Consider the following 25,548-nt stretch of genomic DNA (forward strand, 5'->3'; position numbering starts at 1 on the left):
CGAGCCGAGCGTTTCAGCCCTGCCTCGATACGGCGATCATCTCGTCGATGGAGATGAACTTGATCCTCGGCCGCTTCTGCTGCTTTCCGCGTTCGCGTTCGGCCTTGTCGATCGCGCGCCAGCCCGCCCTATCGATCAGATCGGGCTGGCGTTCGGCGAGCAGTTGCCGCAGTGTCTGTCGGTCGTGTTCGGGTGCGGTGAGGTGACCGGCCACGAAGTCCTCGAGCAATTTGCTGACCGTTTCTTGTGCGCAAATCTTGTTCGTGCCGATCACACCTCGGGGGCCGCGCTTGATCCATCCGGTTACGTAGCTGCCGGTGACCGGGTTGCCGTCCGCGTCGATCACCCGGCCGTGGTCGTTGGGAACGATATGTCCGGCTTCGTCGAAGGGCAGATCGGGGACGGGCTGTCCGCGATATCCGACCGAGCGCAGCACCAGCGACGTCGGTATCGTCTCGGTGTGGTCGGTAGGCCGTGCGGTGAACGCGCCCTGGGACGCCACGAGCTCGTTGCGCACGATCGTCAGCCCGATCACGCGGTCGTCGCCGAGGGCTTCGACCGGCGAGACCAGGTACCGGAACACGATCCTCCGGCGAGTGGGATCCTGCGATTGCCGCGCATACTCACGAGCCAGGTCGACCTTGAGAATCGTCGAAGGCTCGGTCGCCGGATCGTCCAGCATTGCCTGGGTGGCGGCATCGAGTTCGATGTCGGACTCGTCGATGATCACGTCGACGTTCGGCAGGTTCCGCAGGGCCATGAATTCCGGCGAGGTGTACGCCGCCTGCGCGGGTCCGCGCCGTCCCAGCAGGACGACTTCACGAATCTTGCTGTTACGCAGCGCCTCCAGCGCGTGATCGGCGATGTCGGTCCGCGCCAGATCGTCTGGATTCATCGTCAGGACTCGGGCGATGTCGAGTGCGACGTTTCCGTTGCCGACGATCACCGCGCGTTCGCCGGAAAGATCGTATTCGCGATCCGCGTACTCAGGGTGCCCGTTGTACCAGCCGACGAACTCCGTGGCCGAATAGCTGCCCGGAAGTGATTCACCCGGGATGTCCAGGTTGCGGTCCTTCGACGCTCCCACCGCGTAGATGACGGCGTGGTGGTGGCGCATCAGCTCGTCGTGGGAAATGTGCTTGCCGACTTCGACATTGAGCAGGTACTGGAAGTTGTCTCGCCGTGCCGGGACTTCGAACATCGCGGTGATGGTCTTCGTACCGGCATGGTCCGGCGCCACGCCGGCCCGGACGAGTCCGTGCGGCGTCGGCAAACGGTCGATCATCTCCACTTCGACATCGGCGCGGCGCATGAGCTCTTCGGCAGCGTAGGCCGCCGCGGGACCGGCCCCGACGATGGCGACGCGCAGCTTGCCGAGTTCCTTGGCCACCCGACCGGGCGGCGATGGCTGGATCAGCTTCGCGTCGAGGGGGTGCCGCTCGAAGTAGGCGGCGTTGGTGTCCTTGAATCGTTCGAGGCCGCTGGGCAGTTCGTCTTCGGCGTAGATCGCTTCGACAGGGCACGCGTCGGCGCAGGCTCCGCAGTCGATGCAGGTCTGCGGGTCGATGTAGAGCATCTCCGCGGTGGTGAAGTCGGGATCCTCGGGCCTTGGCCGGATGCAGTCGACCGGGCACTCCGAGAGGCAGCTCGCGTCATTGCAGCATCTCTGTGTAACTACGAAGGCCATGTTGAGAGGTCCTCACATTCGGTTCCACGGCTCTTTGGCGTGTCCTGGATCGGGGCATCTGTACGCATCATTCTCGACGCGTCGACATCTTTCGAGAGATCAGCTTATTCAATACATCTATTGTACTATATAGAACTCGTAGGATAGAGGCCCCGCCAGCGGTTGTGCCCGGCGGAGACCGACGGCCGCTTGCGGCGCGACCGCTGACCCTCGACCAGCGCCAGTAGGCACGGTGCCAGTTCGACGCCCTCGAGGCGAGCTTGCAGTCTGCGGTTGTCGGCGCCGGGGCGGCCGTTCAGGAGCACCCCGGCGTGGATGCCCGCGGACTGCTGGGTGCAGAGGGCGTAGGCGGCGCATTCCTGCCAGACCGCGCACCGTCGCAGGCATACCGCGGCCGCGGTGTCCGCGGCGGGGTCGTTGTGGGCCTTCGGGAACCACATATCGGGATTCGGTGCATGGGCGCACTCCGCGTGGAGCATCCAGTCCCGGCCCAACACCCAGCGGGTTGTCAGTGGCAACGGGGCGTCCTATCTGCCACGGGGTTCTCCTTGTTTGTCAGTTGAAAGGTCTTGCGGCACAGACCGGTTCGCCCGTCGAGCCACCTGCCGGACAACGCGGGGCCGAAGCGGCGTCGCGATTCGCTGTCGCAGACATCCGCTCAGCACGCCAGCGCCGTAGGCGATATCGTCGGCGATGTCGGTCAGCACCGCACCGATGGGGTTGCGCTTGTTCCGTTGCTTCGCCCATCGCGTGACAGCCGGTCCCAACAGCAGCGATCCAGCGGCCGCGCGCCACCGCCAGCGGGTGCTGCGGCGGCGGCCCGGTGGTGTCGCACAAGCCAAGGCGAGCAGCGGTGCGGCGAACTGAGTGCAGTATCGGCCGATACCGAGCCAGGTCTGATACACGCCGGTGACGGTGGCAGGAACGGCGCGGTTGAGCGGTGCGCCTGCCCGGCGCAGAGCGCGAATCGTCGAGCACACGGACATGACAATGCCCACACCGGCGAGCAGCGGTTGTCGCATCAGAACGGCGAGCACGGTCAACGCCGGGCCGGGCGCGACGACCAGGGGCGGGATAGCGCTCGGATGGCGTTGCGCCAGTGGTGCGGCCGATGTTCCATACCGGAATCGGCGGATGAGCAAGTCGCCGATCGTGGCCGGTTCCTCGTGTTCGACCTGGACCGCCGGGTCGTACCGGATCCGCCAGCCGGCCCGGTGCAGCCGCCAGATGACGTCCACATCCTCGCCGACCCGCAGCGCGGGGTCGAACACGAAGCCGACCTGCGCGACATCGGCAAGGGCGGAACGGCGCATGATCAGCGCTGCCGTCGGCACAAAAGGCACGCGTGAATTCGGCGCCACCCGCGCCGGTTGATCGCCGAGGTCGAGTCCGCAGCGCCGCACGGCGCCGGCAGCCCCGAACGCGGTGATCCGCGGGGCCGCTGCCGCCACCGCCGGATCGGCGAAATGCGGTGCCAGCCAGCCGATCCATCCGGTGCCGGGGACGCAGTCGCTGTCCAAGAACGCCACCAGCTCGGTCGTCACGTGATCCAGCGCGGTATTGCGGGCAACGCCGGGACCACGATTGGCCGGGTGCCGCAACAGCTTCGCGCCGGCTTCGGCGGCAACCTCGGCGATCGCGTGCGGATCGTGGGATCCATCGTCGACGACGATCACGGGATAACGATCGCCGAGGGCGGCGAGGCACCGCGCCAGCATCGCGGCCCGATCTCGGACGGGAATGACTACGGTGACATCAAGTGGCCCATCGGTTTCTGGTGGATGGGGATGCGCCAGTCCCGCATCGGTGAGTCGGCGCGCCAGCGTACCGCCGGCTGCCGTCCGCACCGGTCCCGTCCGAATTTCCTGCCATGCGATGTGTCCCGCGGCTGTCATGCTCACGATGCGGGCGGGTGAGCCCCCGATCAACTTGTCGGGCGTCAGCTGTTCGACTCCGGAATCGAGGGTGATCCGGAAGCCGTTCGGCAGCGGGGCGGTCACGGCGCGTCGAGGTCGAACGGCGGCGCGGCGAGATCAGTAGACACCGCACATGCCATCGATCGAGACCTCCTCGATCAGCGACTCACCGATCAGAGCCTCTGCGGACACCTCGGTGGTCCCGTGGTCGATCGATTCGATCTGGTTGTCCGTCATCCTGATTCCTCCTGGTGGCGGTATTTATGACACTCAGTGTCGTATATCGGCATACGATAGCGTCACGGTGTGACGAAAACAAGTCCGCCGAGACGTGGACGTCCTCATGGAACGAGCGTTCGCAAGCTCGAGCTCGTCGCCTTGCGCCTCTTCGCCGAACAGGGCTTCCATGAGACGACCGTCGAGCAGATCGCGGCGGCCGCCGGGGTGAGTCGCCGCACCTTCTTTCGCTATTTCGACGCGAAGTCCGCGGTGCTCTGGAACGAATTCGATAGCGAGGTCGAGGCGATCCGGGCCACACTGGCCGCGGCCGAAGCCGATCTGCCGGTGATGCAAGCCATCCGGCTGGCGGTGCTGGCGACCAACGACTACAGCGCCGAAGACGTTCCCGAGCTGCGCATGCGGATGCGCTTGATCGCCACGGTGCCCGAGCTGGCCGCCAGCGCGGCTGTCCGCTACGACGCCTGGGAGCGAACCATCGGCGACTTCGTCGCCGAACGAACGGGGTGGCCGCCCGGCTCCCTGTACCCGCTGGCCGTGGGTCGCGCGACCCTCGCGGTTTCGCGCGCCGCCTATGACCGATGGGCCGCGCGTGCCACCGAGGGGCGTGCCGACGCCGACCTGACTGTCTATCTGGATGTTGCCCTGGCCGCCCTGGCCGTGGGTTTCCCGGACGATATTCTGTTTGCCGACGATGCGCGGCTTGCGAAGGTTCGGCGGACGAGCCGAGTCGGGCGAAGCACACGCCTCAAATCCGATGGCGGCTAAGGGTTCTGATTCTCCGGCCGTGGCTGAGGTTCAGCACTTGCTGCTTCACCTCCCGTGGTGCTCGACGGGTCGGCGATGGTGCGCAGCGGTGCGGCGATTTTGGCGCCGAACAGTTCCAGCGTGCGTGGTGGGGCGTGGTCGTGAAAACGAATGATGAAAAGTTCTACGCCCCTGGACCATTCGACGAGGAGCTGTTCGACGAGTTGGTCGGGCGTGCCGATCAGCGGTGTGCCCCAGGAAGATTCGGGCATTCGGCGCAGTAGCTTTGTCCGCACCTCGGCCGGGTCCTCGCCCGGATGCACGAGGCCGACGGGATATTGTGCGGAGATTCGCGCGGTGCCGCGCAGGGGTGCCAATTCAGGCATCCGCCCGCGGGCCGCCGCGACACAGTTCCACCAATCGGCATGCTCGGCGACCAAGGGCATTGTCAGCATTCGCCCGCCGCCACCGATGTGGATCGGAATCCTGCCTTGCGGTGGCACGGGAAGGCCCCACGCGCCCCGCAGTCGAAAATGCTTGCCCGCGTAGTCGAACCGCCGACCGGTGAACATCAATTCGAGAATCTCGATCGTCTCCGCGAGGCGTTCCGAACGCTCGCGTCGAGTACCCGCCTCGATACCGAACATCGCGAATTCGTCCTCGACCGATCCCCAGCCGAGGCCGAGGTCGAGGCGACCACCGCTGATCTGGTCCAGGGTGGCCGCCATCTTCGCCAGCACCGACGGGTGCCGGAACGGGTTGGCGCCGACGAGGTGGCCGAGCCGGATCGTGGACGTCGCGGCGGCAATCGCGGTCAGCAGTATCCAGCTCTCCGGTACGTCGAGCGGTGGGGCGCCGGGTGCGTAGAGATGGTCCATCACCCAGAAGGAGTCGAAACCGGACTGCTCCGCCGCCTGGGCGGTGGCGATCACCGCCGCCGCGGTGGTGTTGATCTGCGGTACGAAGACGCCGAACTGTGGGACAGCTGGGATTTCAGGCATGGATCGTCGCTCGATGCTTACGAGGTCCGGTTCGCGGTGGATGCCGGTGACCAGTACGGATCGCGGAGCAGCTTCTTGTACAGCTTTCCGTTGTCCTGCCGCGGCAGTTCGCGAGTGAAATCGATCGATCGCGGCCACTTGTAGGGGGCCATGGCAGTCTTACAGTAGGCGAGCAGTCTTTGCGCCAGTTCCGGGCCGGCATCGGCCCAGTGCGCGGGCTGGACAACCGCTTTCACCTGCTCGCCGAGGTCGGGATCCGGCACCCCGAACACGGCCACATCGGTCACTTCCTCGTGCAGGATCAGCACGTCCTCGATCTCGCGCGGGTAGATGTTGACCCCGCCCGCGATGATCGTGAAGTCACGCCGGTCGCTCAGATATAGATAGCCATCGGCGTCCAACTCGCCTACGTCGCCCAGTGTGCGCCAGCCGGGATGTGCCGGATGTGCCACGGCCGCAGTGCGTTCCGGGTCGTTGTGATAACTGAAGTCCGCGCCGGCCGCCTCGAAATATACGGTCCCGATCTCCTCGGCGGGCAGTTCCGCGCCGGCCTCGTCGCAGATGTGGACGACACACCCCTGCGGTCGTCCGACCGAGCCGGGGTGGTCCAGCCATTCCGCGCTCGATAGTGCCGTCGTGCCGAAATTCTCTGTACCGCTGTAATACTCGATGATGATCGGGCCCCACCAGTCGATCATTCGAGACTTGATGTCGGTCGGGCACGGCGCGGCGGCGTGTACGGCTACCCGCATGCTGGACAGGTCGTAATGAGACCTGCTGGCCGCGGGCAGCTTCAGCATGCGCACGAACATGGTGGGCACCCACTGACTTGTCGTCACGGCGAACTGTTCGATCGCGTGCAACGCCGCTTCGGCTTCGAACTTCGCCATCATCACCACCGTACCGCCGGTGCATTGGACCAGGCACGAAACGCGCAGTGGGGCAGCGTGGTAGAGCGGTGCGGGGGAGAGGAACACCGTTGTGTCGTCGAAGCCGAACAGGGCGCGGCTCATCGGCAGCAGCGCGGCATCGCCTTCGGCGGCCGGGTGTTCCGGGAGCGGGTAGCGAATGCCCTTCGGCCGTCCGGTGGTGCCGGAACTGTAGAGCATGAAGGTGCCGCGAACCTCGTCTTCGAGTGGTCCGCCGGAGTACTGCGCGACGGCTTCGTCGAGTGATTCGTAGGAAGCGCTGCTGCCGTCCAACATGAGACGTCGGCCGACGCCGGGTGTGAGCGCGACGATCTCTTCGGCGACCTCGGCCAGCGCGCTGGTGGCGATGACCACTTTCGTGTCACTGTCGTTGACCAGATAGGCGACCTCGGGGGCCGTCAGATGCGAGTTGACGGGCGTGACGTATAGGCCCGTGTTCAACCCCGCCCACACCAGTTCGAAGTAACGGAGATGGTTCTCGGCGAGGATGGCGTAGTGGTCGCCGGGCCGCAAACCGATGTCACGGAGCAACCGGGCCAGGCGATTGGCTCCCGCGACGAGCTCGCGGTAGGTCTGCCGTTGTCCGGTGCCCGCGTTGATCACCGCGGGTTTGTCCGGTGCCGATTCGGCGAAATGAGCTGGGTACACAGAAACCTCCGCAGTGGTTCGACGAGAAGCTGAACGGCATCAGGATCCGGCCATGCTGTGCACCCAACTCGCGGCATATCCGAAGAATTCGCTGCCATTGAGGGCAAGGTTCATCGAATGGCCTGCTCCGGGTAGGACATAGGTCGCCAGTGCCGCCTTGGGGAAGAACGGGCGTTCGGAGCCGTACAGGGCATCCGCGCTGGAGCAGTCGGTCAGTGAACCGCCCCCGCCTTGTCCACAGAAGACCTTGTCCGCGGTGCCGTTCGCGATGAGCACCGGTACGGCGATATCGAAGGTAGTCGGAATAAACACCGGGATTGTCGCGAGTATGCCGATCGTCCCCGCGACGCGCGTCGCCTCATCGGCGGCGACGACCTGCGGATCGGAGTCGCCCGGGGCGTGGAAGGCACGTTCGCGGGCGCCGGGAACGCTGAGATAGCTGATGTCGCCCGTCGGCACCGAATCAGCGGTCGTGGGATCATCCAAGGCCGGTCGCGCCGCGCCGACGATCACCGCGATACCGCCGGGGCCAGGGGCGTGCGAAGCGCCGCTGATCAACAGTCCGTCCACGTCGTGATACGTGCCTGCCTCCAGCATGGCGGTCAATGACCCGAACGAGTGACCCACCAGCGCCACCTTCGACCACGTGCGGCCGAGGCCGCCGTTGCGGACGGCTTGGATGGCCTCGTGCACGGCCTGTGCCGCGGAGGGCGCGGAGACCTGCCAGCCGACCGGCATCGAGCTCTTGCCGACTCCGATGGGATCGATCGCGAGCGTCGCCTGGCCGGCCCGTGCCGCGTGCGCCGTATACGAATAGCGGCCGTCGAATCCAGGGAAGTCCCAGTACGAGCGGTCGTAGGTCGCACCGGGGACCAGGATCTGCAACACCGATTCAGGATTGGCTGGCAGACAATATGTTCCGGCGATGGATGAGGATTTCTCACCGCCCGGTGTCAACGCCACCGGAATCGAGACTTCCGTGCATTGCGGGCCCGCGGGCGGGGCTCCAGTCGCTGGCACGGGAATCCCAGCGAAAGCCATCGCGGTGATGATGGCCGACCAGTACCCCATTCGGCGAGGAAACATCGTTGTCCGTCCTCTCAGTAATCTACTCAGTCGGGGAGGCTAGCAGGGAAGAGATAAATGAGATGCCTAATTGGCCTATTTAAATCCCGCCGCACCCGTGGGTCCTCGCTGTACTGCGATCGGTCGAGTACGCAGCGCCCGTCATCCGGTGCGGTGGCAACGGCACGGCGGGTAGTAGGGGAGTTCACCGGCGGCGCGGCTCGTGGGCGTCCGCGCGAATCATGCGGCTGTTGGGAGGGCTCGCTCAGTTCATCGCGGACAGCGGTGCCGGTGCACCGGCACCGCGCGGCGGGCAAGCGTCGTTCGCGATGGCGCCTGGATAGCCGCGGTGATCGAACGGATCGGCCGGTTTCGGATCGGCGGCAGCTAGATCATACAATAATATAGCTAATTATCCTGTTGTGACCTGAGTGGAAGGAGTCGTCGGTGGCGACTTTGGCGGGTAAGACATTGATCATGTCGGGGGGCAGCCGGGGAATCGGTGAAGCCATCGCGCTGCGGGCCGCGCGCGACGGGGCGAACATCGCCCTGCTGGCCAAGACCACGCAACCGCATCCGAAGTTGCCCGGGACCATCTACACCGCGGCGGCGGCGATCGAGGCCGCCGGCGGCAAGGCCCTGCCGATCGTCTGTGACGTCCGTGACGACGACACTGTCGCCGCGGCCGTGGCCGCGACGGTGGAACAGTTCGGCGGGATCGACATCGTGGTGAACAACGCCAGCGCGATTGATCTGACGCCGACCGACGCGGTCGAGATGAAGCGCTACGACCTGATGCAGGACATCAACGCGCGTGGCTCGTTCCTGCTGTCCAAGTTGGCGATTCCGGCGCTGCGGAAAGCGGCCAACCCGCACATTCTCACCCTGTCCCCGCCGATCCGGCTCGAGCCGAAATGGTTCGAGTCCGGGCATCTGGCCTACAGCATCGCCAAGTACTCGATGAGCCTGGTGACGGTGGGGCTGGCCGCGGAACTGAAGAAGGACGGTATCGCGGCGAATTCGCTGTGGCCGCGCACCGCCGTGGCGACCGCCGCGATCCGCAACATCCTGGGTGGGGATGTGGAGCAGCGCAGCCGCAAGCCGGCGATCATGGCCGACGCGGCCCACACGATCCTGGTCAAGCCGAGCCGCGAGGTCACCGGCAACTTCTTCATCGACGACGAAGTCCTTGTCGCCGAGGGCATTACCGATCTGTCGGACTATCGACTGGCCGCGCGTGAGGAGGACCTCGAGCTGGACTTTTGGATCGATGGCCTGCTGCCCGCGCCGACCGGCACCGTATAGATCCAGATAACTCGATCAATTGACTAAAAGGAGTAGTCGTGCGAGACGCGGTCATTGTGGAGGCGGTACGCAGCCCCATCGGCAAGCGCAACGGTGGACTGTCGGGGATTCATCCGGTGGATCTGTCCGCCTCCGTGCTCAATTCTTTGGTGGAGCGGGCAGGTGTCGATCCGGTGCTGGTCGATGACGTGATCTGGGGCTGTGTCGGCCAGGTCGGCGAGCAGTCGCTGGACATCGCGCGCAACGTCGTGCTCGGCGCGGGCTGGCCGGAGAGCGTGCCCGGCACGGCGGTGGACCGTCAGTGCGGATCCTCGCAGCAGGCAGTGCATTTCGCTGCCGCCGGGGTGATCAGCGGTCAGTACGATCTCGTGGTCGCCGGTGGTGTCGAGTCGATGAGTCGGGTGCCGATGGGCTCGTCGTCGGGGGACGCCTGGCCGTTCGGTGAAGGCTTCCGGGAGCGCTACCAGGGGGTCGTCCCGAACCAGGGTGTCGGCGCCGAGATGATCGCGCAACGGTGGGGTTTGTCGCGCGCTCAATTGGACGAGTTCAGCCTGGCCTCGCACGAGAAGGCCGCGCAGGCGCAGGACGCGGGCCACTTCGAAGGACAGATCGTGCCGATCGAGGTCGACGGGACCACGATCTCCGCCGACGAGGGCATCCGCCGTGGTGGCACGCCGGAATCGATGGCCGCCATCAGGTCCGCGTTCCAGGCCGACGGCGTGATCACGGCGGGCAACAGCTCGCAGATCAGCGACGGCTCCGCGGCACTGCTGATCACCACCAGTGCGAAGGCCGCCGAACTCGGCCTGCGCCCGATCGCGCGGGTGCACACCGCAGTTGTGGCCGGCGACGACCCGGTGATCATGCTGACCGCGCCGATCCCTGCGACAGCGAAAGCGTTGGCCAAGAGCGGGCTGCGGATCGAGGAGATCGGCGCGTTCGAGGTCAATGAGGCCTTCGCGTCGGTGCCGCTGGCGTGGTTGTCCGAGACCGGTGCGGACGCCAAGACCCTCAACGTCAATGGCGGCGCGATCGCGCTCGGTCATCCGCTCGGCGGTAGCGGTGCCCGGCTGATGACGACGCTGGTACATCACATGCGCGACAACGGCATTCGCTATGGACTGCAAACCATGTGTGAGGGCGGCGGTCAGGCCAACGCGACGATTTTGGAACTGTTGTAGACGTCGCTGACTTTAAGAATGCTGAGCCGTTCGACTCCTCGCTACGCCGAGGTGACGTCGAATCGTGCCCGAACAGAGCCCTGCACGATTGCCTTCTTCATCGTGCCGGGCTCTGTCGTGTCTGTCGGGTGGAGCCGACCGAATGGGGTCCGAGACTATGATTCTCCCGACAGAGACTTCGATACTCCCAGGGAGAAGCATGAATTCGCGGACAGATGCGGCCGTCGGGCGGGCGTTGGCCGCGCGTCGTCAAGAGGCCGTCGACGAGGTCGAGGCGATCCTCGCGGCGGCGGTCGAGGTGATGGAGCGGGACGCGCCCGCGCCCCCTCGGGTGAGCGACATCATCGCCGCGGCAGGTTCGTCCAATAAGGCGTTCTATCGCTACTTCTCGGGCAAAGACGACCTGATCCTCGCGGTCATGGAGCGCGGCGTCGGTCTGGTGGCCACCTACCTGGACCATCGGATGTCGCAGGTAGACGAACCGGCCCGCCGGGTGGCGGTCTGGATCGAAGGGATGTTGGCTCAGGTGGCCGATCCCGATCTCATCCGCGCGAGCAGAGCCGTCACGGTGCAGCTGGCCGCGATCACCGACCGTGGGATCGCCGACGCGGAAATCGCCCGTCCGCTGCGCGACAGGCTGTCGGGATCGGTTGCCGCGCTCGGCTGCGCCGATCCCGAGCGGGATACCGATGCCGTCTTCATCGCCGTACTCGGCCTCATGCGGCGATGTCTGGCGCGGAACGTCAAGCCGGACGTCGCCGACATCAATCATTTTGTGTCGTTCTGTCTGCGCGGTCTGGATGTGGCCCGTTCACGAAACGTGTAGTTCTGTTCCGTGACCTGCCGGATTACTCCGGCAGGGTTGGCCCGCACCGTGGGGTGCGGGTCGTCCCGTGGCGGTACCCGTCGCCCGGCGAGGCCGGGTCTTATGCGGATTTCCAGCGGGCGTGTTTACCGTCCCGACGCAACTCGCCGTGGACGCCACCAAACCCGCGAGATTGCGGGCAGCGTTCAAGTCACGATCCAGCACGAGACCGCACTGGTCGCAGTAGTAGGTGCGTTCGGACAGGCGCAATTTGGTTTTCGTCGCACCACAGTCTGAACACGTTTTCGAGCTCGGATACCAGCGGTCGGCCACAACCAGCCGCCCACCGCCCCAGTCGGTCTTGTACTCCAGTTGCCGCCGCAGCTCCCCGAACCCGGCGTCAGCGATTCCCCGGGCGAGGCGTCGGTTCTTCATCATCCCCGCGATGTTCAGGTCCTCAGCCACGACGGTCCCGTATTCGGTGGTGAGGCGGGTGGTGAGCTTGTGGAGGCCGTCGGCGCGGGCATTGGCTACCCGCGCGTGCAGCCGGGTAATACGGGTCTGGCTGTCACGCCACCGCTTCGAGGACTTCACCCCGGTCCGCCGGTCCGGTCCGCGACGGCGTGCGGCTCGCCGCTGAAGTCGCCGCAACTCCCGCTGCGCCCGGTCCAGGTGCTTCGGGTTGGCGATGACCTCACCGGTGGACAGGACAGCGAGGGCTTTCACCCCGACATCGACACCGACCACATCATTGGGCCGACTCGGTGTCGGTTGCGTGCGTTCAACCTCTACCGAGAACGAAACGAACCAACGCCCACCCGCGTAAGAGACCGTGGCGGATCGGATCCGGGCGGTGCCGCGCTCGGTGTGCCGGGCCAGCTTCCGGGTTGATTCGTGGGTGCGGACGGCCCCGATACGTGGCAGGCGTACATGTCGCCTGTCGTGGGTGAGCCCGAACGCGCCGGTCGTGAAGCGGACCGTGAGGCGGGACCGTTTCGTCTTACAGCGCGGAAAGCCGACCTTCGGCCCGGCACGTTTCCCTGTGCGGGAGTCGGCCCAATTCTTCAGCGCGGTAGTGAGATTCGAAATACCGGACGAGTACGTTTCCTTCGAGTTCTCGAACCACCACGGCGCGACAGTGTCTTTCGCGGCGTTCCAGTCTTTGCGGAGGCTGAACGCCGACCAGGACACGGGCGGGGTGAGTTCGTCACCGGTCAGCCCGTAAGAGGCTTCCGCGGATCGCTGGCCGATGTTCGCCCGCACGCGATCCAGCGCCCAGTTGTAGGCGAAACGTTGCGCCCCGCAAGAGGATCGGAATTGATGTTCCTGTGCTGGTGTCGGGTCGAGCGCGAACTTGTACGCCTGGATCACCCGCGCCGCCTCGACAGCGGGAACCTCACCCAACCCCATCGGTTCGCTCATCTGTTCGAGGTTAAACATCCGGAAGCGACACCACAACACCACACAACCGACACGCCCCACACTTCACCGCAAAGGGGTCACACCACCGGCGTGAGATGACACCCACACCACACAACCACACAAAATGCCACAAACCACCCGGCAGTTGAACACCCTGTCGGAAGTGTTGAAATTCGGCGGTGACGCGCGAGGTGGCCCCATCGCCGTGCTGCGGCCCAGCTTGCGGGGGGAGTCGGTAGTCCCCTGGATTCTCTGCGTAGAGAAACTTGACCTCTACCCAGAGAATGCTATTCTCCCAGCATGTTGTTCAGATCTGTCCTATCCCGAGGAGTCCGGGCGCGACTGGCCCACTGTTGTTGGGCGGGTCGGCCATGATCGCCGCGCTCGATATCGCTCGGCTCGGCCGCTGGCTCGACGGCATCGGTGTGCCGGGAGATGGTGCAGCTCCGGTAGTCGAGCGGCTGACCGGTGGGTCGCAGAACGAGTTGTATACGGTCTCGCGTGCGGGCGAGCGTGCCGTGCTGCGAATGCCGCCGCGCGGCGCCGACGCCGCCAGGGTGTCCGGGCTGCACCGCGAGCTGCGGCTGCTCGGCGCCCTGAAGGGAACCGACGTCCCGCACGCGGAACTGATTGCCGGTGACGCCGCGGGCGAGGTACTCGGCATGCCGTTCTACCTCATGCGGGAGATCGACGGGTGGAGCCCGGCGGCGACGTGGCCGACACCGTTCGACCGCGATCCGCAGCGGCGCCGGGAGCTCGCCTTCGCGCTGGTAGACGGTATCGCGCGACTGGCCCGGGTCGATTGGCGAGCTCGCGGTCTGGACGGTTTCGGGCGCCCGGAGCAGTTCCACGACCGGCAGGTGGACCGGTGGCTCGCGTTCCTGAGTCCGTACCGGTTCCGCGAGCTGCCGGGGCTGGACGCGGCCGCCGACTGGTTGCGCCGCCATTGGCCCGCCGGCTACGAGCCCGGGATCATGCACGGTGACTACCAATTCGCCAACGTGATGTACCACCACGGAACCCCGGCGCGGCTGGCCGCGATCATCGACTGGGAGATGACCACCGTCGGCGATCCGCTGCTGGACCTCGCGTGGGCGTTACTCGGCTGGGATGGCGAGCAACCGCGGCAAGACGGGTTCTATATCGATGTCTCGGGAATGCCGGGACGCAGCGAGCTGCTGGCGCACTACGAGCAGGTGAGCGGCCGGTCCACCGCGGACATCGACTACTACCTCGTGCTGGCGAACTGGAAGCTCGCGGTCGTGCTGGAGAAGAGTTACGCGGCGCTGGTGCGCGGTGAGGCGGTGGATCCGAAGGTCGAGATGTTCGGGCCGCTGGTGCTCCAACTGCTGGCCACGGCTGCGGACCTGGCTCGATCACTTCCTGGAGGTTCCTGAAATGGGTTATGCCGATACGCTTTTCGATCTCACCGACCGGGTAGTCCTGGTCACCGGAGGCAGCCGCGGCCTCGGGCGCGAGATGGCCTTCGCCGCGGCGGCCTGCGGGGCGGACGTGGTGATCGCCAGCCGCGACTACGAGTCGTGCGTGGCCGTCGCGGCGGAGATCACGGCGGCCACCGGCCGGGCCGCGCTGCCCTATGGCGTGCACATCGGGCGCTGGGACGAGCTGGACGGACTGGTCGATGCCGCATATGAGCGATTCGGCAAGGTGGACGCGCTGATCAACAACGCGGGCATGTCGCCGTTGTACGACTCGCTGGGCGCGGTCACCGAGAAACTGTTCGACGCCGTGCTCGGTCTGAATCTGAAAGGGCCGTTCCGCCTCTCGGCGCTGATCGGTGAGCGCATGGTGGCCACGGGCCGCGGCTCGATCGTGAACGTCAGCTCGACGGGGTCGATCCGTCCGGACGCCGCGATCATTCCCTATGCCGCGGCCAAGGCGGGCCTCAACGCGTTGACCGAAGGACTCGCGCAGGCCCTCGGCCCGCACGTGCGCGTCAACACCCTGATGGCAGGCCCGTTCTACACCGATGTCAGTAAGCACTGGCACGCCGAGTCGACGACAGCGGCGGTGCGCAGGCATGCGCTGCAGCGGGTCGGCCAACCGGCCGAGGTCATCGGGGCCGCGCTCTACCTGATCTCGGACGCATCCAGTTACACCAGCGCCGCGACCCTGCGGGTCGACGGCGGAATCCCCTGAGGAGCAACACATCATGGCGTGGGATTTCTCCACTGACGAAGAATTCGACAAGAAGCTCGACTGGGTCCGCGCGTTCGTGCGGGACGAGATCGAACCGCTCGACGTGCTGTTTCCCGGGTGCGAATACCTGCCACTGGACGACGAACGGCGCCGGATTGTCGACCCGCTCAAACAGCGCGTTCGCGACGAAGGGCTGTGGGCCGCACACCTGGGTCCCGACCTCGGCGGGCAGGGCTACGGAGCGGTGAAACTGACTCTGCTCAACGAGATTCTCGGTCGCACCGACTGGGGGCCGATCGTCTTCGGCACCCAGGCGCCCGACACCGGCAACGCCGAGATCCTGGCGCGGTTCGGCACCCCGGCCCAGAAAGATCGCTACCTGGCACCGCTGCTATCCGGTGAAATCTTCTCGTGCTTTTCGATGACCGAGCCACAGGGGGGCGCCGATCCCCGGGTGTTCACCACCAAGGGGGTGCGCGAGGGTGACGACTGGGTGATCAACGGCCGCAAGTACTGGTCGTCGAATGCGTCCGTCGCGTCGTTTCTCATCGTTGTGGCCGTCACCGATCCGGACGTGCCGGTGCACAGGGGCGCGTCGACCTTCCTGGTGCCGAGGGAGACTCCAGGTGTCGTCATCGAGGAGAGCCACCACCTGTTCGGCGCCCACCGCCACGAACCGGGCCACTCGCTGGTGCGGTACGAGAATGTCCGGGTACCCGCCGACGCGATGCTCGGCGAACCGGGGCACGGATTCGAGGTCGCGCAGTCACGCCTGGCCGGCGGCAGGCTGCATCACGCGATGCGCTCGATCGGAGTCGCCCAGCGGGCGATCGATATGATGGCCGAGCGCGCGAAAAGCCGATTCACGCAAGGTAGTTCGCTGGCGGACAAACAGTTCGTGCAGGGCTTCATCGCCGATTCCTACATCGAGCTGATGCCCTTCCGGTTGGCGGTACTGCACGCGGCCTGGCTGATCGACACCCAGGGCGAAGCGGCGGCCCGCACCGAGATCGCCGCATTGAAAGTGCTCACACCCAAGGTGATTCAATCCATCGTGTTGCGGGCGATCCAGGTGCACGGCGGTCTCGGAGCCACCGACCAGCTCCCGTTGGTGGACATGCTCATGACGGGGGTGGCGCTCGGCCTGGCCGACGGCCCGACCGAGGCGCACAAGGTGAATCTGGCTCGCAGGCTGCTGGCGGACTACCCGGCGGACGACCCGATGTGGCCGACCGAGTTCCTCGGCCGTCGGCTGGCGGCCGCCCGCGCGAAGTACGGTGACCTGGTCGCGTCTGTCCCTTCGACGCCGGATGGTCCGCCATGGTGATCGACTGGATCGGGGCGTAGTCCCTGCCGTCAGGTCCGCACCGTCGAATCCGCCTGCCAGGCAGGCGGATTCGTCTTTGGTTTCCGGGTGTTCCAGAGGCGGCCGGGGCGTACGTGAAACGATCCGTCGCGGATCGGCCGACTCGCTACGCCAGGGCGAGGGTGGTCAGGATGTCGGGGGAGAAGGCGTCGTTCGGTGGCGTCCACGGTCCCGAATGGATACCTGCGAGTGCGGCGCCCAATTCCGGACGTTCGGCCATCAACGCGAGCATTCGCCGGCGCTTGGCCGCGCGATCGGGCAGCCCGAAGGCGGCCAGTAGGTCGGTGAGTGCGGTGGCGAAACGCAGCCGGGACATGCGGGTGTTGCGTTCCTCGGTGTAGCCGCGCAACGTATCCGGAGTCCAGGTGTGTGCGTCGAGAAGGGCCTCGCCGAGCAGCCGGGCATCACGTAGGGCGATGCTGAGCCCTTGGGCGCCAATCGGATTGCTCCATCCGGCCGCGTCACCGATCAGGGCGATACCGGGGACGACCGGCGTGTCGGTCCAGGCATCGGTCAGCGGGAAGGTTGCGCACGGTCCGGCAGGGGTGGCATTCGCGAGTGCGTCGCCGCAAGGCAGTGCTTGCGTGCGGTAGGCCTCCAGAAACTGGGAAACGCGCTGTGGGCCGTTGATCCGTTCGGTGTCGGTGGTGCGTCGGCCGACGTAGAGCCGGATATACCCGTTGGCACGGGGGATCACGATGTACTGGTTGCGCCCGCTGACCCCGATCGTCGTCTCTTCGCGATCCCAAGCGCCACCGTCGTCGACCAGCATGCCCGACAGCAGCACCCGGGGGCTGGTGACCCAGAACGGAATCTGCGCCGCGGTCCGGGTCGCGGAGTTCTTACCGTCCGCGCCGACCACCAGTCGGCAAGTGAGGCTGTGCTTTTCGTTGTCGACTTCGTAGCTGACCGATGGAGTCGCGCCAGGTTCGATGGCCGAGCGGCCGACGCCGCGGAGAACCAAGGCTCCGGCCTTGGTCGCGGCCGTGGCCAGTGCCTCCCGGAGCTCGGGGTGCCCGACGCCGACGACGCCGGGCGCGCCGGGGACCGCGTCGGTCAGGTCCAGCGCCGCGCGGCGCGCCCGAGTTATCTCGAGCGTCTCGTCGTAGGGCGTCATGCGGGTGATCACCGAGGCGCCGTCCGCGCCGAGTACGACGTCGGCGAGGCCCAATTCGGCGGCCTCCTGGAACCCCCACGGCACCAGTGCCTCACCGCGGACCTGGTCTCGATAGGCGGATTCGCGTTCCAGCACGATCACGTCCAGACCGGCAGTGGCCAGCCGCGTCGCGAGGGCGCATCCACCCACTCCGCCACCGACTATTGCTACATCGCAACGCATTCTGTCCTCCTCGAATCTCATTTACTATGACATAATGGGATCGCGGGTGCAGCGAATCCATTGAAGGGAGGTGACCGATGGCGCGTCAGCGCGGTGGCACACAGCCGACGCCGTTGTCTGCCGAAGACGTGCTCGACGCCGCGTTGTGTCTGGTGGAGCGGTCCGGTTTGGATCGGCTGACCGTGCGCGCGGTCGCCGATGAACTCGGCGTGACGCCACCGGCGGTGCACTATCACCTGCGCGGCGGGGAGGACCTGGCAGACCGCGTGATCGAGGCCGTCGCCGCCAGGATCGAGATCCGTATCGACCCCGACGCGCATTGGGCGGATCAGTATGTCGCTCTGGTGCGGAGCATGGACCGGACGTTCCTGCGGTATCCCGGAACCGGGATGCGGGTGCTCACCGCTTCGCGTGATTCCGCGGCCGCCGCCCGGCTGACGCGCACGGCCCTGTCGATTCTCGGCAGCGCCGGACTGGACGAACCGGTGGCCGTCGAAATGTTCACGGCCACCTACCTACTCTTCACCGGCTGGCTGGCCACTCGCGGGCTCGGCGAGGCGGGTACGACCCACCCGGCGTTGGCCGCCGCGGGCGTGGACGCGTCGGGCATGGCGGACGGCTCGGTGCTCGAGCGGGCCGTGCGGCGGTTGCTCGAAACGCCGTCGGAAGCCGGACCGGTATCGGCCCGACTTCCGAAACATTCGATGATTAGGAGAAATGAATGACTGGTGCAACCGATATCTCGGGTTACTTCGCGGCGTGGAACAAGGGGGACCTCGACGCGGTCCTGGAGTGGTTGAGCGAGGATGTCGTGCTCGAGGACGTGCCGAGCGGTCATATCGCGCGCGGGGCGGCCGAGGCGCGGGCCTTCGTCGAGGGCGCGTTGCGCAAGGCGCCCGGTGCCGAGTACGAGATCGTGACGAGCCAGATCGACGAGGACTCGTTCGCCGTCGAGTGGATCATGCGGCCGGCCGGGTTGCGTGGGGTCTCCGTCGGATCATTGCGTGACGGTCGCATCTGCGCCAACCGCGACTACTGGAACGCTGGCTCTATTCCTGCCTGAGCCAGCGTCGGCCGTCGACCTGGATAACCGATTGTCGAATCTCTGTGCGCCCCACCGGTCCAGGTGGGGCGCACAGTGCTTTCCGGCCCTGCCAGAAGCCGGTGTCGGCACCTCCCGGCGGGCTCGGCTCCGGCGGGCTGCGGGTTGCCTTATTAGCTTACTTATTGCACTCTATTAACTGATCTAGAACGAGGTGCGGCTGGGTCGGCCGTGCCGGACGGCGAGCTGGAACCGGCGGCGCCGGTTGGGTGTCCGCGTGGCGGCATTTCCCGTACCAGCCATCTCATAGGAGTAGGACTTTGCTGAAGGGAAAGGTCGCGCTGGTCACCGGCGCGGGCCACGGTATCGGTCGTGCGCATGCCCTCGAGCTCGCCGGTCACGGTGCGACGGTGGTCGTCAATGACCTGGGTTCCTCGGTGTCGGGAGAAGGCAACGGCCGCGATGCCGATCGCGTCGTCGACATCATCCGGGAACGTGGTGCGACGGCGATCGCCGACTACGGCGACGTCGGTGACGAGGCGCAGGCCGAGGCCATGGTGGCGCGGGCCTTCGACGAGTTCGGGCGGCTCGACATCGTGGTCAACAACGCCGGCATCGTGCGTGACCGGGCGATCTGGAATATGAGCGTCGAGGACTTCGATCTGGTGGTGCGCGTGCACCTGCGGGGTAGCTGGCTGGTCAGCCGCGCCGCGGCCACCAGGTGGCGAGCCGATGCGAAGGCAAGTGGTGCGCCGGTGTACGGACGGATCATCAACACCACCTCCGGCGCGGGCCTACAGGGCAACTTCGGGCAGTCGAACTACAGTCCCGCCAAGGCGGCGATCGCCGCGCTGACACAGACGTTGAGCCTGGAGTTGGCGAGCATCGGGGTCACGGTCAACGCCATCAGCCCGGTCGCGGCGACTCGTTTGGCCAGCGGGGTGGTCGGCCAGGGCGCGGTCGTCGAGTCCGACGAGCGCGCCGATGGTGCTTTCGATCCGCTCGATCCCGCACTGGCCGCGCCGGTGGTTGCCTGGCTGGCGGCTCCGCAGTCCGGGCATATCAGCGGCCAGGTGTTGCGGGTGACCGGCGAGTACCTGGCGCTGATGCAGGGGTGGGAGCCGTTGGTCAAGACATTCAACGGACGTAAGTACTGGGACGCGACGACCCTGGGCGCGGTCACCGCGACCGAGTTCTTCCGCACTCGGGCGCCCGGAGTGCGCGCCGGTAGTTGAACGCGGGCGCGGTCGTCAGGAGTGCGGCAACTGCCAACGGCCCATTTGCCCGATGAGAAGTTCGTCCGATGAAAGCCGCACCGCGTCAACAGGTTCCGTTGACGCGGTGCGGTCGGCCGATCGACATCGGTCGGGGCTGACATGGCGTCTTCCGGCAACGAAACCCGGCGGACCGAGATGCATCGCGGGTGTTAGGTTCGGGTGCCGCGGCCCGCGGATTCCGCTTGTGCGAGAACGTGTTCGGCCAGGGTGAGAAGTACGTCTTTGGTGGAGTCGCGGTCGCGGGCATCGCAGAGAAGTACCGGCACCCGGCTGTCGATTTCGAGGGCGACCCGGATCTCTTCGATGTCGTAGATCGGGGCGTTGTCGAAACAGTTGACCGCGACGATGAACGGGATTGCGCGTCGTTCGAAGTAGTCGACGGCGGCGAAGGAGGCATCGAGGCGCCGGGTGTCGGCGAGGACGACAGCGCCGAGGGCGCCGCGGGCCAGCTCATCCCAGAGGAACCAGAATCGTTCCTGCCCCGGGGTGCCGAACAGATAGAGGACCAGGTCGTCGCTGATGGTGATGCGACCGAAATCCAAGGCGACGGTGGTGGTCGTCTTGGCTTCGACGCCGGCCAGATCGTCGACTCCGTTACTCAATTCGCTCAGCAACTCTTCGGTGCGCAGCGGCGCGACCTCGCTGATCGCGGATATCATGGTGGTCTTGCCGACGCCGAATCCGCCCGCGACGAGCAGCTTGACCGCGGTGATGGCCAGCGGTGAATTCATCGTCGAGTCAAAGGTTCCGGATGCCATGCAGTACCGTCCGAAGTAGGTTGATGTCGTCGAAATCGGAGCGTTGCGCCTGCGACGGTGACCGGAAGCTGAGGTGGCCGTCATCGATCAAATCGCTGATCAAGACCTTTGTCAGTGCGATGGGCAGGTAAATCTGCGCGGCCACCTCCGCGACGGACTGCGGGAATTCGCACAGGCGCGTGATCTGTGCGTATTCGGGTTCGGTCCGCAGGAGTCCGGCATCAGGCTGCAGCGCGACGACAAGGGTGATCATGTCGAGTTCGTACCGGGTGTCGCGGGTGCGTCCACGAGCCACCGCGAACGGCCGGACCAATGGTCCGGCGTCGTCTTCGAACCAGAGTTCGCCGGAGTCGGTCATGGCACCCGCTGATCGGCATGCGCGGCGGATTCGGGGCGTGCGGCGGCGGCCAGGAATGTTCCGACGCGCTGGACGGTTTGGTTCATCTCGTAGGCGACCATGCCCATGTTGGCGGTCTCCGCTGTCAGCAACGCCAGGCAGGCGTTGTCGCCGGCGGCGGTCACGAACAGAAAGCCGCGATCGAGTTCGATCACGCTCTGCCGTACGCCGCCGGCGTCGAAATGGCTTCCGGCGCTGCGGGCCAGGCCCTGTAACGCCGAGGACAGCGCGCAGAAGTGCTCGGCCCGGTCCCGCGATAGATCGCTAGAGCGGCTGAGCAGCATGCCATCGGTGGACAGCACTACGGCGTAGCGCACACCGGGCAGACGCTCGACGAGGTCATCGAGTAGCCAGTCGAGATTATCTGCGTTCGAAGACTTCACTGTGACCTTCTCATTCGTCGGGGTCTGTCGTCGGCCGGGGTTCGGGCTGGGCCAGGCGGCCTTGCCGGGTGCCGATCTCGATGGCGGAGAACAGGTCTCGGGCCTGTTCGGCGGGGCGTGCCGGAGCCTGGCTGCTGGATTCGGGCCGCGGTGGCGCAGGCGGATCGGCTAGGTGGGGAGCCAGATTCTCCTGGCGGCGGCGGTGCGGAAGCGGCGGGCGACCGTCGCTGGGGGTTTGTTGCTGTTTGGGGTGGGCCGTCGGTGTCGTCAGGCTCTGGTGGTTTGTTCGCTCATCGGGTCCGGCGTCGATTGCCGGTGCGTCGTGGTGGGACCACGGTCTCGGCCGCTGCGTCACCGGATCAGGTGTCGGTGGCTGCTCGTTGCCGAACGATGGCGCGGCGCTGTTGTCCGGCGTCGGCCAGGTCGCGGTGAACGATCTCCGGCGCCGTGGCGGCCTGGTATCGGTGGTGTCGGTCGTGTCCGGACCGGGACCGGTCTCGTTCGAGAGCAGGGCCGACGGGATGAGGACGATGGCGCGAATACCGCCGTAGTCGGATTCGGCCAGCCGCACCGCGATATCGTGGCGAGTGGCCAGCCGGGCGACCACGAACATGCCGAGCCGCGAGTCGCTGGTCAACGTGGCCAGAGCGAAATCCGGGGGATTACGGAGGGTTTCGTTGATCTGGTCGAGTTGCGCCCCCGATATGCCCAGGCCTTGGTCGACGATCTCGACGACCGCGCCCCGGCCGACGATGTTGCCGGATACCTCGACGCGGGAATCCGGCGGTGAGAACGAGGTCGCATTGTCCACCAGCTCGGACAACAGGTGGATCAAGTCGGCGACGACGGTGCCGATGACCCGGATATCGGGCACGCGGGCGGTACGGACTCGGGTGTAGTCCTGGGTCTCCGCGACCGCGCTGCGGACCAGCTCGAGTAGCGGCACGGGGTTGCGCCAGCGCCGCCGCGGCTGCGCACCGCCCAGGATGATCAAGTTCTCGGCATTGCGGCGTTCACGGGTGGCCAGGTGGTCGAGTTGGTAGAGCGTATTCAGCAGCTCCGGGTCTTCGAGCTCATATTCGGCTTTGTACAGGATGTCCAGCTGCCGGTGCATCATCAACTGGCTTCGATGCGCGATATTGAGGAAGACCGCGTTGACACCCGCACGGGTCTTGGCCTCGGTCGCCGCCGCCGACACGGCCGCGAGCTGGGCACGGTTGAACGCGTCCGCGACCTGACCGACCTCGTCGTCACCGAACTGCAGACGCGACACCTCGGTATCCAGATCGACCGGTTCACCGCTACTCAACCGATCCATGACCGCGGGCAACTGCTCGTCGGCCAGTGCCAGCGTTTCCGCCCGCAACCGCTTCAATCGCCGGATCACCCGGCTCGACAACCGCAGCGCGATAAGGAATGCCCCGATCGCCACCAGCAGCACCGCCGCACCGGCGAGCATCGAGTTGCGCGCGACCTGTGTACCCGTATCCGTGGCGATCTGCTGGGTGTATCGCTGGTGGGACTGCCATAGGTTCAGCAGATCCTCGCCGACGCGGGTGGTGGCGTCCTGCCATTCGGGCATGGACACCGGTAACTCGGGCAGGTTGTTCACCGATCGCACGCTGTCGGTGGTGGTCTGAGCGGTGCGGCCGTTACCAGCGGTTGTGCGGGTTGTCGTACCGGAATCCTCGGCGGGTGCGGTGGCTCCGTAGGTGAGGATGGAATTCTCGACCGCTACCAGGCGCTGCCATATCGGACCGGCGGTGAGTTGGCGCAGGTCGAGCTGCTCGGGTTCGCTCAGAAGAGGTCCGAGATTGACGAGTTCGGTGTGGTAATAGCCGATCTGGTGGCTGAACTCCCATAACTGCTCGGGTGTGAGTTTGCCGCCGCTCAATAACGCGGCGGCAAATGCGTTGCCGCGCGACATCGCCTCCGCGGCCAGGAACATCCGGCCTGCCACGGTGTCTTCGAGCGCGGTCGCCGGATCCGGTGCCTTGTGGGTGACCGCCGCCATGCCGGATGCCACAACGTCGATCACCCGGTTGTAGAACGCGTAGACGTCCTGGATCGTCTGAGTTCCGGAGTCCACCCCGGTGCGCACTATCGCGAGCTGCGCGGTGAGCTGTCCGAACGCCGCGGCCTGATCTCGGATGACGTCGGAATCCAGACCACTGAACGCGGCCGCGGCTCTGGCTATCGCCTGCATCGAATCGTCGACGGAGCGCCGCTGCTGCGTCAGTGCGCTCGAACTCTCCCGGTCACCGGCAAGTTTCATGAGTGTCATGCGGCGCTCTTGTTGCACCGCGACAGCGAAATCCATGCCCGGTGCGTTCTGGCGTTGGATTTCGGTGGACCAGTTCTTGATGGAGCGCCCATCGATGGCGAGGTATCCCGCGACGCCAATGCCGATCGTTAGTAGGACGATGCTCGGAACGAGGGCAATCGCCAGGATACGTGTACGAATACTGTTGACAGCCTTGAACACTCGACAGAACATAGCAGAGTTCCGGACCAGGGGAAGCTATAATTCAGTTATATAATTATGGTATTGGGTTCGGATCCGTGCCGGGTATTCGGGCGGGTCGGTGATATCCCACCCCGTATCCCACCCCTTAGCGAGCCGTCGGCACCCCGGCTTCGGATGCGGGTCGCCCCGATCGGGGTAACCACACAGGCTGCCACGTCGGAGTTCCGTTCGAGCCCGCCATCTCGTATGCTTCTAAATCATCTAACTGATACACCTATTTGAAGGGGCTGATACGAGGTGCTGACCGAGGAGCAGATGTACCTAGGCAAGACCGTGCGTGAGCTGCTTGCCGAGCGTGCGCCTCGGGGCTCGGTGCCCGAGCCCGATGTGGTCGCGGACTACGACCGGGAACTGTGGACCCTGATGGCCCAGCAGGTCGGTCTGCACGGCCTGGCCGTTCCCGAGGAATTCGGCGGCGCCGGGTACGGGCCGGTCGAATTGGCGGTGGTGTTCGAGGAAATGGGCGCGGTGCTGCTGAGCTCGCCGTTCTTCGCGAGCGTCGGCTTGGTGGCCACCATCCTGCTGGAGGCCGGTGATCGCGCGGTGTGCGCCGACTACCTACCCGGAATCGCTTCCGGTGCGACAGTCGGCGCGTTCGCCTTCCTCGAAAAGGGCGGCCGCTGGGACGAGTCCGAAATACACCTTGCGGCAACGAGAACCGATGGTGGCTGGCAACTCACCGGGCAGAAACGCTACGTGGTGCACGGATGTGCCGCGGACATTCTCGTCGTCGCGGCTCGCACCGAAGCCGGGGTGAGCCTGTTCCTGGTCGAGGCCGATGCCCCGGGAGTGGACCGCGACCCGCTGGATGTCCTCGACCCCACCCGGCCGCAAGCGTCGGTGACCTTTGCCGGGGCACCGGCCCGGCCGATCGGTGCACCGGGTGGCGGCTGGGCGGTGTTGCGGCGGGCCTTCGATGTGGCGGCGATTTATCTGGCCGGTGAGCAAGTCGGCGGCGCGGCACGGTGTCTGGATATGTCGGTCGAATACGCGAAGTCGCGGTCGCAGTTCGGCCGCCCCATCGGCTCGTTCCAGGCGATCAAACACAAGTGCGCGGACATGCTCGTGACTGTCGAACTGGCGCGTTCCGCGTCGATGGCGGCCGCGGCCGCCGCCGCGGTTGGGCAGCCGGACGTTCCGGTGCTGGCCAGTCTGGCCAAAGCGGTGTGTTCGGAGGGCTTTGTGCGCTGCGCGACCGAAACCATTCAGATTCACGGCGGCATCGGGTTCACCTGGGAGCATCCCGCGCACCTGTACTACAAGCGCGCGCGTAGCGGCGAAGTTCTACTCGGCGCGCCGGGGTATCACCGTGAACTACTCGCACTGCGCGGCGAACTGCCGGTATGACATCCGAAT

The 25,548-nt window shown here is 66.0% G+C and carries 24 protein-coding genes; 11 read left to right on the forward strand and 13 right to left on the reverse strand.

Annotation, left to right across the window (positions count from 1 at the left end):
* Positions 1 to 13 precede the first annotated feature (13 nt).
* The 4 genes from OG874_RS11530 to mftA all read right to left on the reverse strand — a co-directional run bounded on the left by OG874_RS11530 (position 14) and on the right by mftA (position 3,840).
* Positions 14 to 1,687: an FAD-dependent oxidoreductase gene (locus tag OG874_RS11530; protein WP_330255111.1), complete on the reverse strand. Its 1,674-nt coding sequence runs from the start codon at positions 1,685 to 1,687 to the stop codon at positions 14 to 16.
* Positions 1,688 to 1,812: 125 nt separating this feature from the next.
* Positions 1,813 to 2,205, reverse strand: coding sequence for a WhiB family transcriptional regulator (locus OG874_RS11535; RefSeq protein WP_330255112.1), 393 nt, complete (start codon positions 2,203 to 2,205; stop codon positions 1,813 to 1,815).
* A gap of 9 nt (positions 2,206 to 2,214) precedes the next feature.
* Complete coding sequence (gene mftF, locus OG874_RS11540; protein WP_330255113.1) at positions 2,215 to 3,687, reverse strand: mycofactocin biosynthesis glycosyltransferase MftF; 1,473 nt, start codon at positions 3,685 to 3,687, stop codon at positions 2,215 to 2,217.
* Positions 3,688 to 3,720: 33 nt separating this feature from the next.
* Complete coding sequence (mftA, locus tag OG874_RS11545; RefSeq protein ID WP_330255114.1) at positions 3,721 to 3,840, reverse strand: mycofactocin precursor MftA; 120 nt, start codon at positions 3,838 to 3,840, stop codon at positions 3,721 to 3,723.
* A 69-nt stretch (positions 3,841 to 3,909) separates the two neighbouring features.
* Here mftA and mftR point away from each other — a divergent pair, with 69 nt between their 5' ends.
* The gene (gene mftR, locus OG874_RS11550) at positions 3,910 to 4,608 is read left to right on the forward strand and encodes a mycofactocin system transcriptional regulator (protein ID WP_330255115.1); all 699 of its coding nucleotides are present in this window, start codon (positions 3,910 to 3,912) and stop codon (positions 4,606 to 4,608) included.
* On the opposite strand, the gene OG874_RS11555 is transcribed toward mftR, so the two are convergent.
* From OG874_RS11555 to OG874_RS11565, 3 genes are read right to left on the reverse strand one after another with little or no spacing between them, the layout of a single operon-like run.
* On the reverse strand, positions 4,605 to 5,588 hold the full coding sequence (locus OG874_RS11555) for an LLM class flavin-dependent oxidoreductase (protein ID WP_330255116.1): 984 nt from the start codon (positions 5,586 to 5,588) through the stop codon (positions 4,605 to 4,607). The two genes, mftR and OG874_RS11555, sit on opposite strands and share 4 nt — an antisense overlap.
* A 17-nt stretch (positions 5,589 to 5,605) precedes the next feature.
* Positions 5,606 to 7,165, reverse strand: coding sequence for an AMP-binding protein (locus OG874_RS11560; RefSeq protein WP_330255117.1), 1,560 nt, complete (start codon positions 7,163 to 7,165; stop codon positions 5,606 to 5,608).
* Positions 7,166 to 7,204: 39 nt separating this feature from the next.
* Positions 7,205 to 8,053, reverse strand: coding sequence for an alpha/beta hydrolase (locus tag OG874_RS11565; protein WP_330255118.1), 849 nt, complete (start codon positions 8,051 to 8,053; stop codon positions 7,205 to 7,207).
* Positions 8,054 to 8,677: 624 nt separating this feature from the next.
* Here OG874_RS11565 and OG874_RS11570 point away from each other — a divergent pair.
* From OG874_RS11570 to OG874_RS11580, 3 genes are all read left to right on the forward strand, one after another.
* Complete coding sequence (locus tag OG874_RS11570; RefSeq protein ID WP_330255119.1) at positions 8,678 to 9,535, forward strand: SDR family oxidoreductase; 858 nt, start codon at positions 8,678 to 8,680, stop codon at positions 9,533 to 9,535.
* A 38-nt stretch (positions 9,536 to 9,573) separates the two neighbouring features.
* Entirely contained in the window at positions 9,574 to 10,716 is a 1,143-nt protein-coding gene (locus tag OG874_RS11575) for a thiolase family protein (RefSeq protein ID WP_330255120.1), read from the forward strand.
* Between the two features lie 199 nt (positions 10,717 to 10,915).
* Positions 10,916 to 11,542, forward strand: a complete 627-nt coding sequence (locus tag OG874_RS11580) for a TetR/AcrR family transcriptional regulator (protein WP_330255121.1) — start codon at positions 10,916 to 10,918, stop codon at positions 11,540 to 11,542.
* On the opposite strand, the gene tnpB is transcribed toward OG874_RS11580, so the two are convergent.
* Positions 11,528 to 12,943: an IS607 family element RNA-guided endonuclease TnpB gene (gene tnpB, locus OG874_RS11585; RefSeq protein ID WP_330255122.1), complete on the reverse strand. Its 1,416-nt coding sequence runs from the start codon at positions 12,941 to 12,943 to the stop codon at positions 11,528 to 11,530. The genes OG874_RS11580 and tnpB overlap by 15 nt on opposite strands.
* Before the next feature lie 371 nt (positions 12,944 to 13,314).
* Between tnpB and OG874_RS11590 the strand changes: the two genes are divergently transcribed.
* From OG874_RS11590 to OG874_RS11600, 3 genes are read left to right on the forward strand one after another with little or no spacing between them, the layout of a single operon-like run.
* Positions 13,315 to 14,340 carry a phosphotransferase family protein gene (locus OG874_RS11590; protein ID WP_330255123.1) on the forward strand — a complete coding sequence of 342 codons (1,026 nt, stop codon included), beginning with the start codon at positions 13,315 to 13,317 and terminating at the stop codon, positions 14,338 to 14,340.
* Between the two features lies 1 nt (position 14,341).
* A complete protein-coding gene (locus OG874_RS11595; protein ID WP_330255124.1) occupies positions 14,342 to 15,103 on the forward strand; it encodes an SDR family NAD(P)-dependent oxidoreductase in 762 nt (253 codons plus the stop codon).
* Positions 15,104 to 15,116: 13 nt separating this feature from the next.
* A complete protein-coding gene (locus tag OG874_RS11600; RefSeq protein WP_330255125.1) occupies positions 15,117 to 16,430 on the forward strand; it encodes an acyl-CoA dehydrogenase family protein in 1,314 nt (437 codons plus the stop codon).
* 145 nt (positions 16,431 to 16,575) lie between these two features.
* Here OG874_RS11600 and OG874_RS11605 read toward each other — a convergent pair whose 3' ends face one another.
* Entirely contained in the window at positions 16,576 to 17,808 is a 1,233-nt protein-coding gene (locus tag OG874_RS11605; RefSeq protein ID WP_330255126.1) for an FAD-dependent oxidoreductase, read from the reverse strand.
* Positions 17,809 to 17,885: 77 nt separating this feature from the next.
* Here OG874_RS11605 and OG874_RS11610 point away from each other — a divergent pair, with 77 nt between their 5' ends.
* The 3 genes from OG874_RS11610 (at position 17,886) to OG874_RS11620 (ending at position 20,085) form a co-directional block, all read left to right on the forward strand.
* A complete protein-coding gene (locus tag OG874_RS11610; protein ID WP_330255127.1) occupies positions 17,886 to 18,533 on the forward strand; it encodes a TetR/AcrR family transcriptional regulator in 648 nt (215 codons plus the stop codon).
* Complete coding sequence (locus OG874_RS11615) at positions 18,530 to 18,871, forward strand: nuclear transport factor 2 family protein (protein WP_330255128.1); 342 nt, start codon at positions 18,530 to 18,532, stop codon at positions 18,869 to 18,871. Before OG874_RS11610 ends, OG874_RS11615 begins: the two co-directional genes overlap by 4 nt.
* A 299-nt stretch (positions 18,872 to 19,170) precedes the next feature.
* A complete protein-coding gene (locus OG874_RS11620; protein WP_330255129.1) occupies positions 19,171 to 20,085 on the forward strand; it encodes an SDR family NAD(P)-dependent oxidoreductase in 915 nt (304 codons plus the stop codon).
* A gap of 191 nt (positions 20,086 to 20,276) precedes the next feature.
* Here OG874_RS11620 and OG874_RS11625 read toward each other — a convergent pair whose 3' ends face one another.
* The 4 genes from OG874_RS11625 to OG874_RS11640 are packed head-to-tail and all read right to left on the reverse strand — an operon-like array spanning position 20,277 to position 24,150.
* Complete coding sequence (locus OG874_RS11625) at positions 20,277 to 20,858, reverse strand: GTP-binding protein (protein ID WP_330255130.1); 582 nt, start codon at positions 20,856 to 20,858, stop codon at positions 20,277 to 20,279.
* A gap of 7 nt (positions 20,859 to 20,865) precedes the next feature.
* Positions 20,866 to 21,243, reverse strand: a complete 378-nt coding sequence (locus OG874_RS11630) for a DUF742 domain-containing protein (protein ID WP_330255131.1) — start codon at positions 21,241 to 21,243, stop codon at positions 20,866 to 20,868.
* The gene (locus tag OG874_RS11635; RefSeq protein ID WP_330255132.1) at positions 21,240 to 21,665 is read right to left on the reverse strand and encodes a roadblock/LC7 domain-containing protein; all 426 of its coding nucleotides are present in this window, start codon (positions 21,663 to 21,665) and stop codon (positions 21,240 to 21,242) included. Before OG874_RS11635 ends, OG874_RS11630 begins: the two co-directional genes overlap by 4 nt.
* Before the next feature lie 10 nt (positions 21,666 to 21,675).
* Complete coding sequence (locus OG874_RS11640) at positions 21,676 to 24,150, reverse strand: sensor histidine kinase (RefSeq protein WP_330255133.1); 2,475 nt, start codon at positions 24,148 to 24,150, stop codon at positions 21,676 to 21,678.
* Positions 24,151 to 24,429: 279 nt separating this feature from the next.
* Here OG874_RS11640 and OG874_RS11645 point away from each other — a divergent pair, with 279 nt between their 5' ends.
* Complete coding sequence (locus OG874_RS11645) at positions 24,430 to 25,539, forward strand: acyl-CoA dehydrogenase family protein (RefSeq protein WP_330255134.1); 1,110 nt, start codon at positions 24,430 to 24,432, stop codon at positions 25,537 to 25,539.
* Positions 25,540 to 25,548: the final 9 nt, after the last annotated feature.

It is taken from the genome of Nocardia sp. NBC_00565, from assembly GCF_036345915.1.
In the GTDB taxonomy this organism is placed as follows: domain Bacteria; phylum Actinomycetota; class Actinomycetes; order Mycobacteriales; family Mycobacteriaceae; genus Nocardia.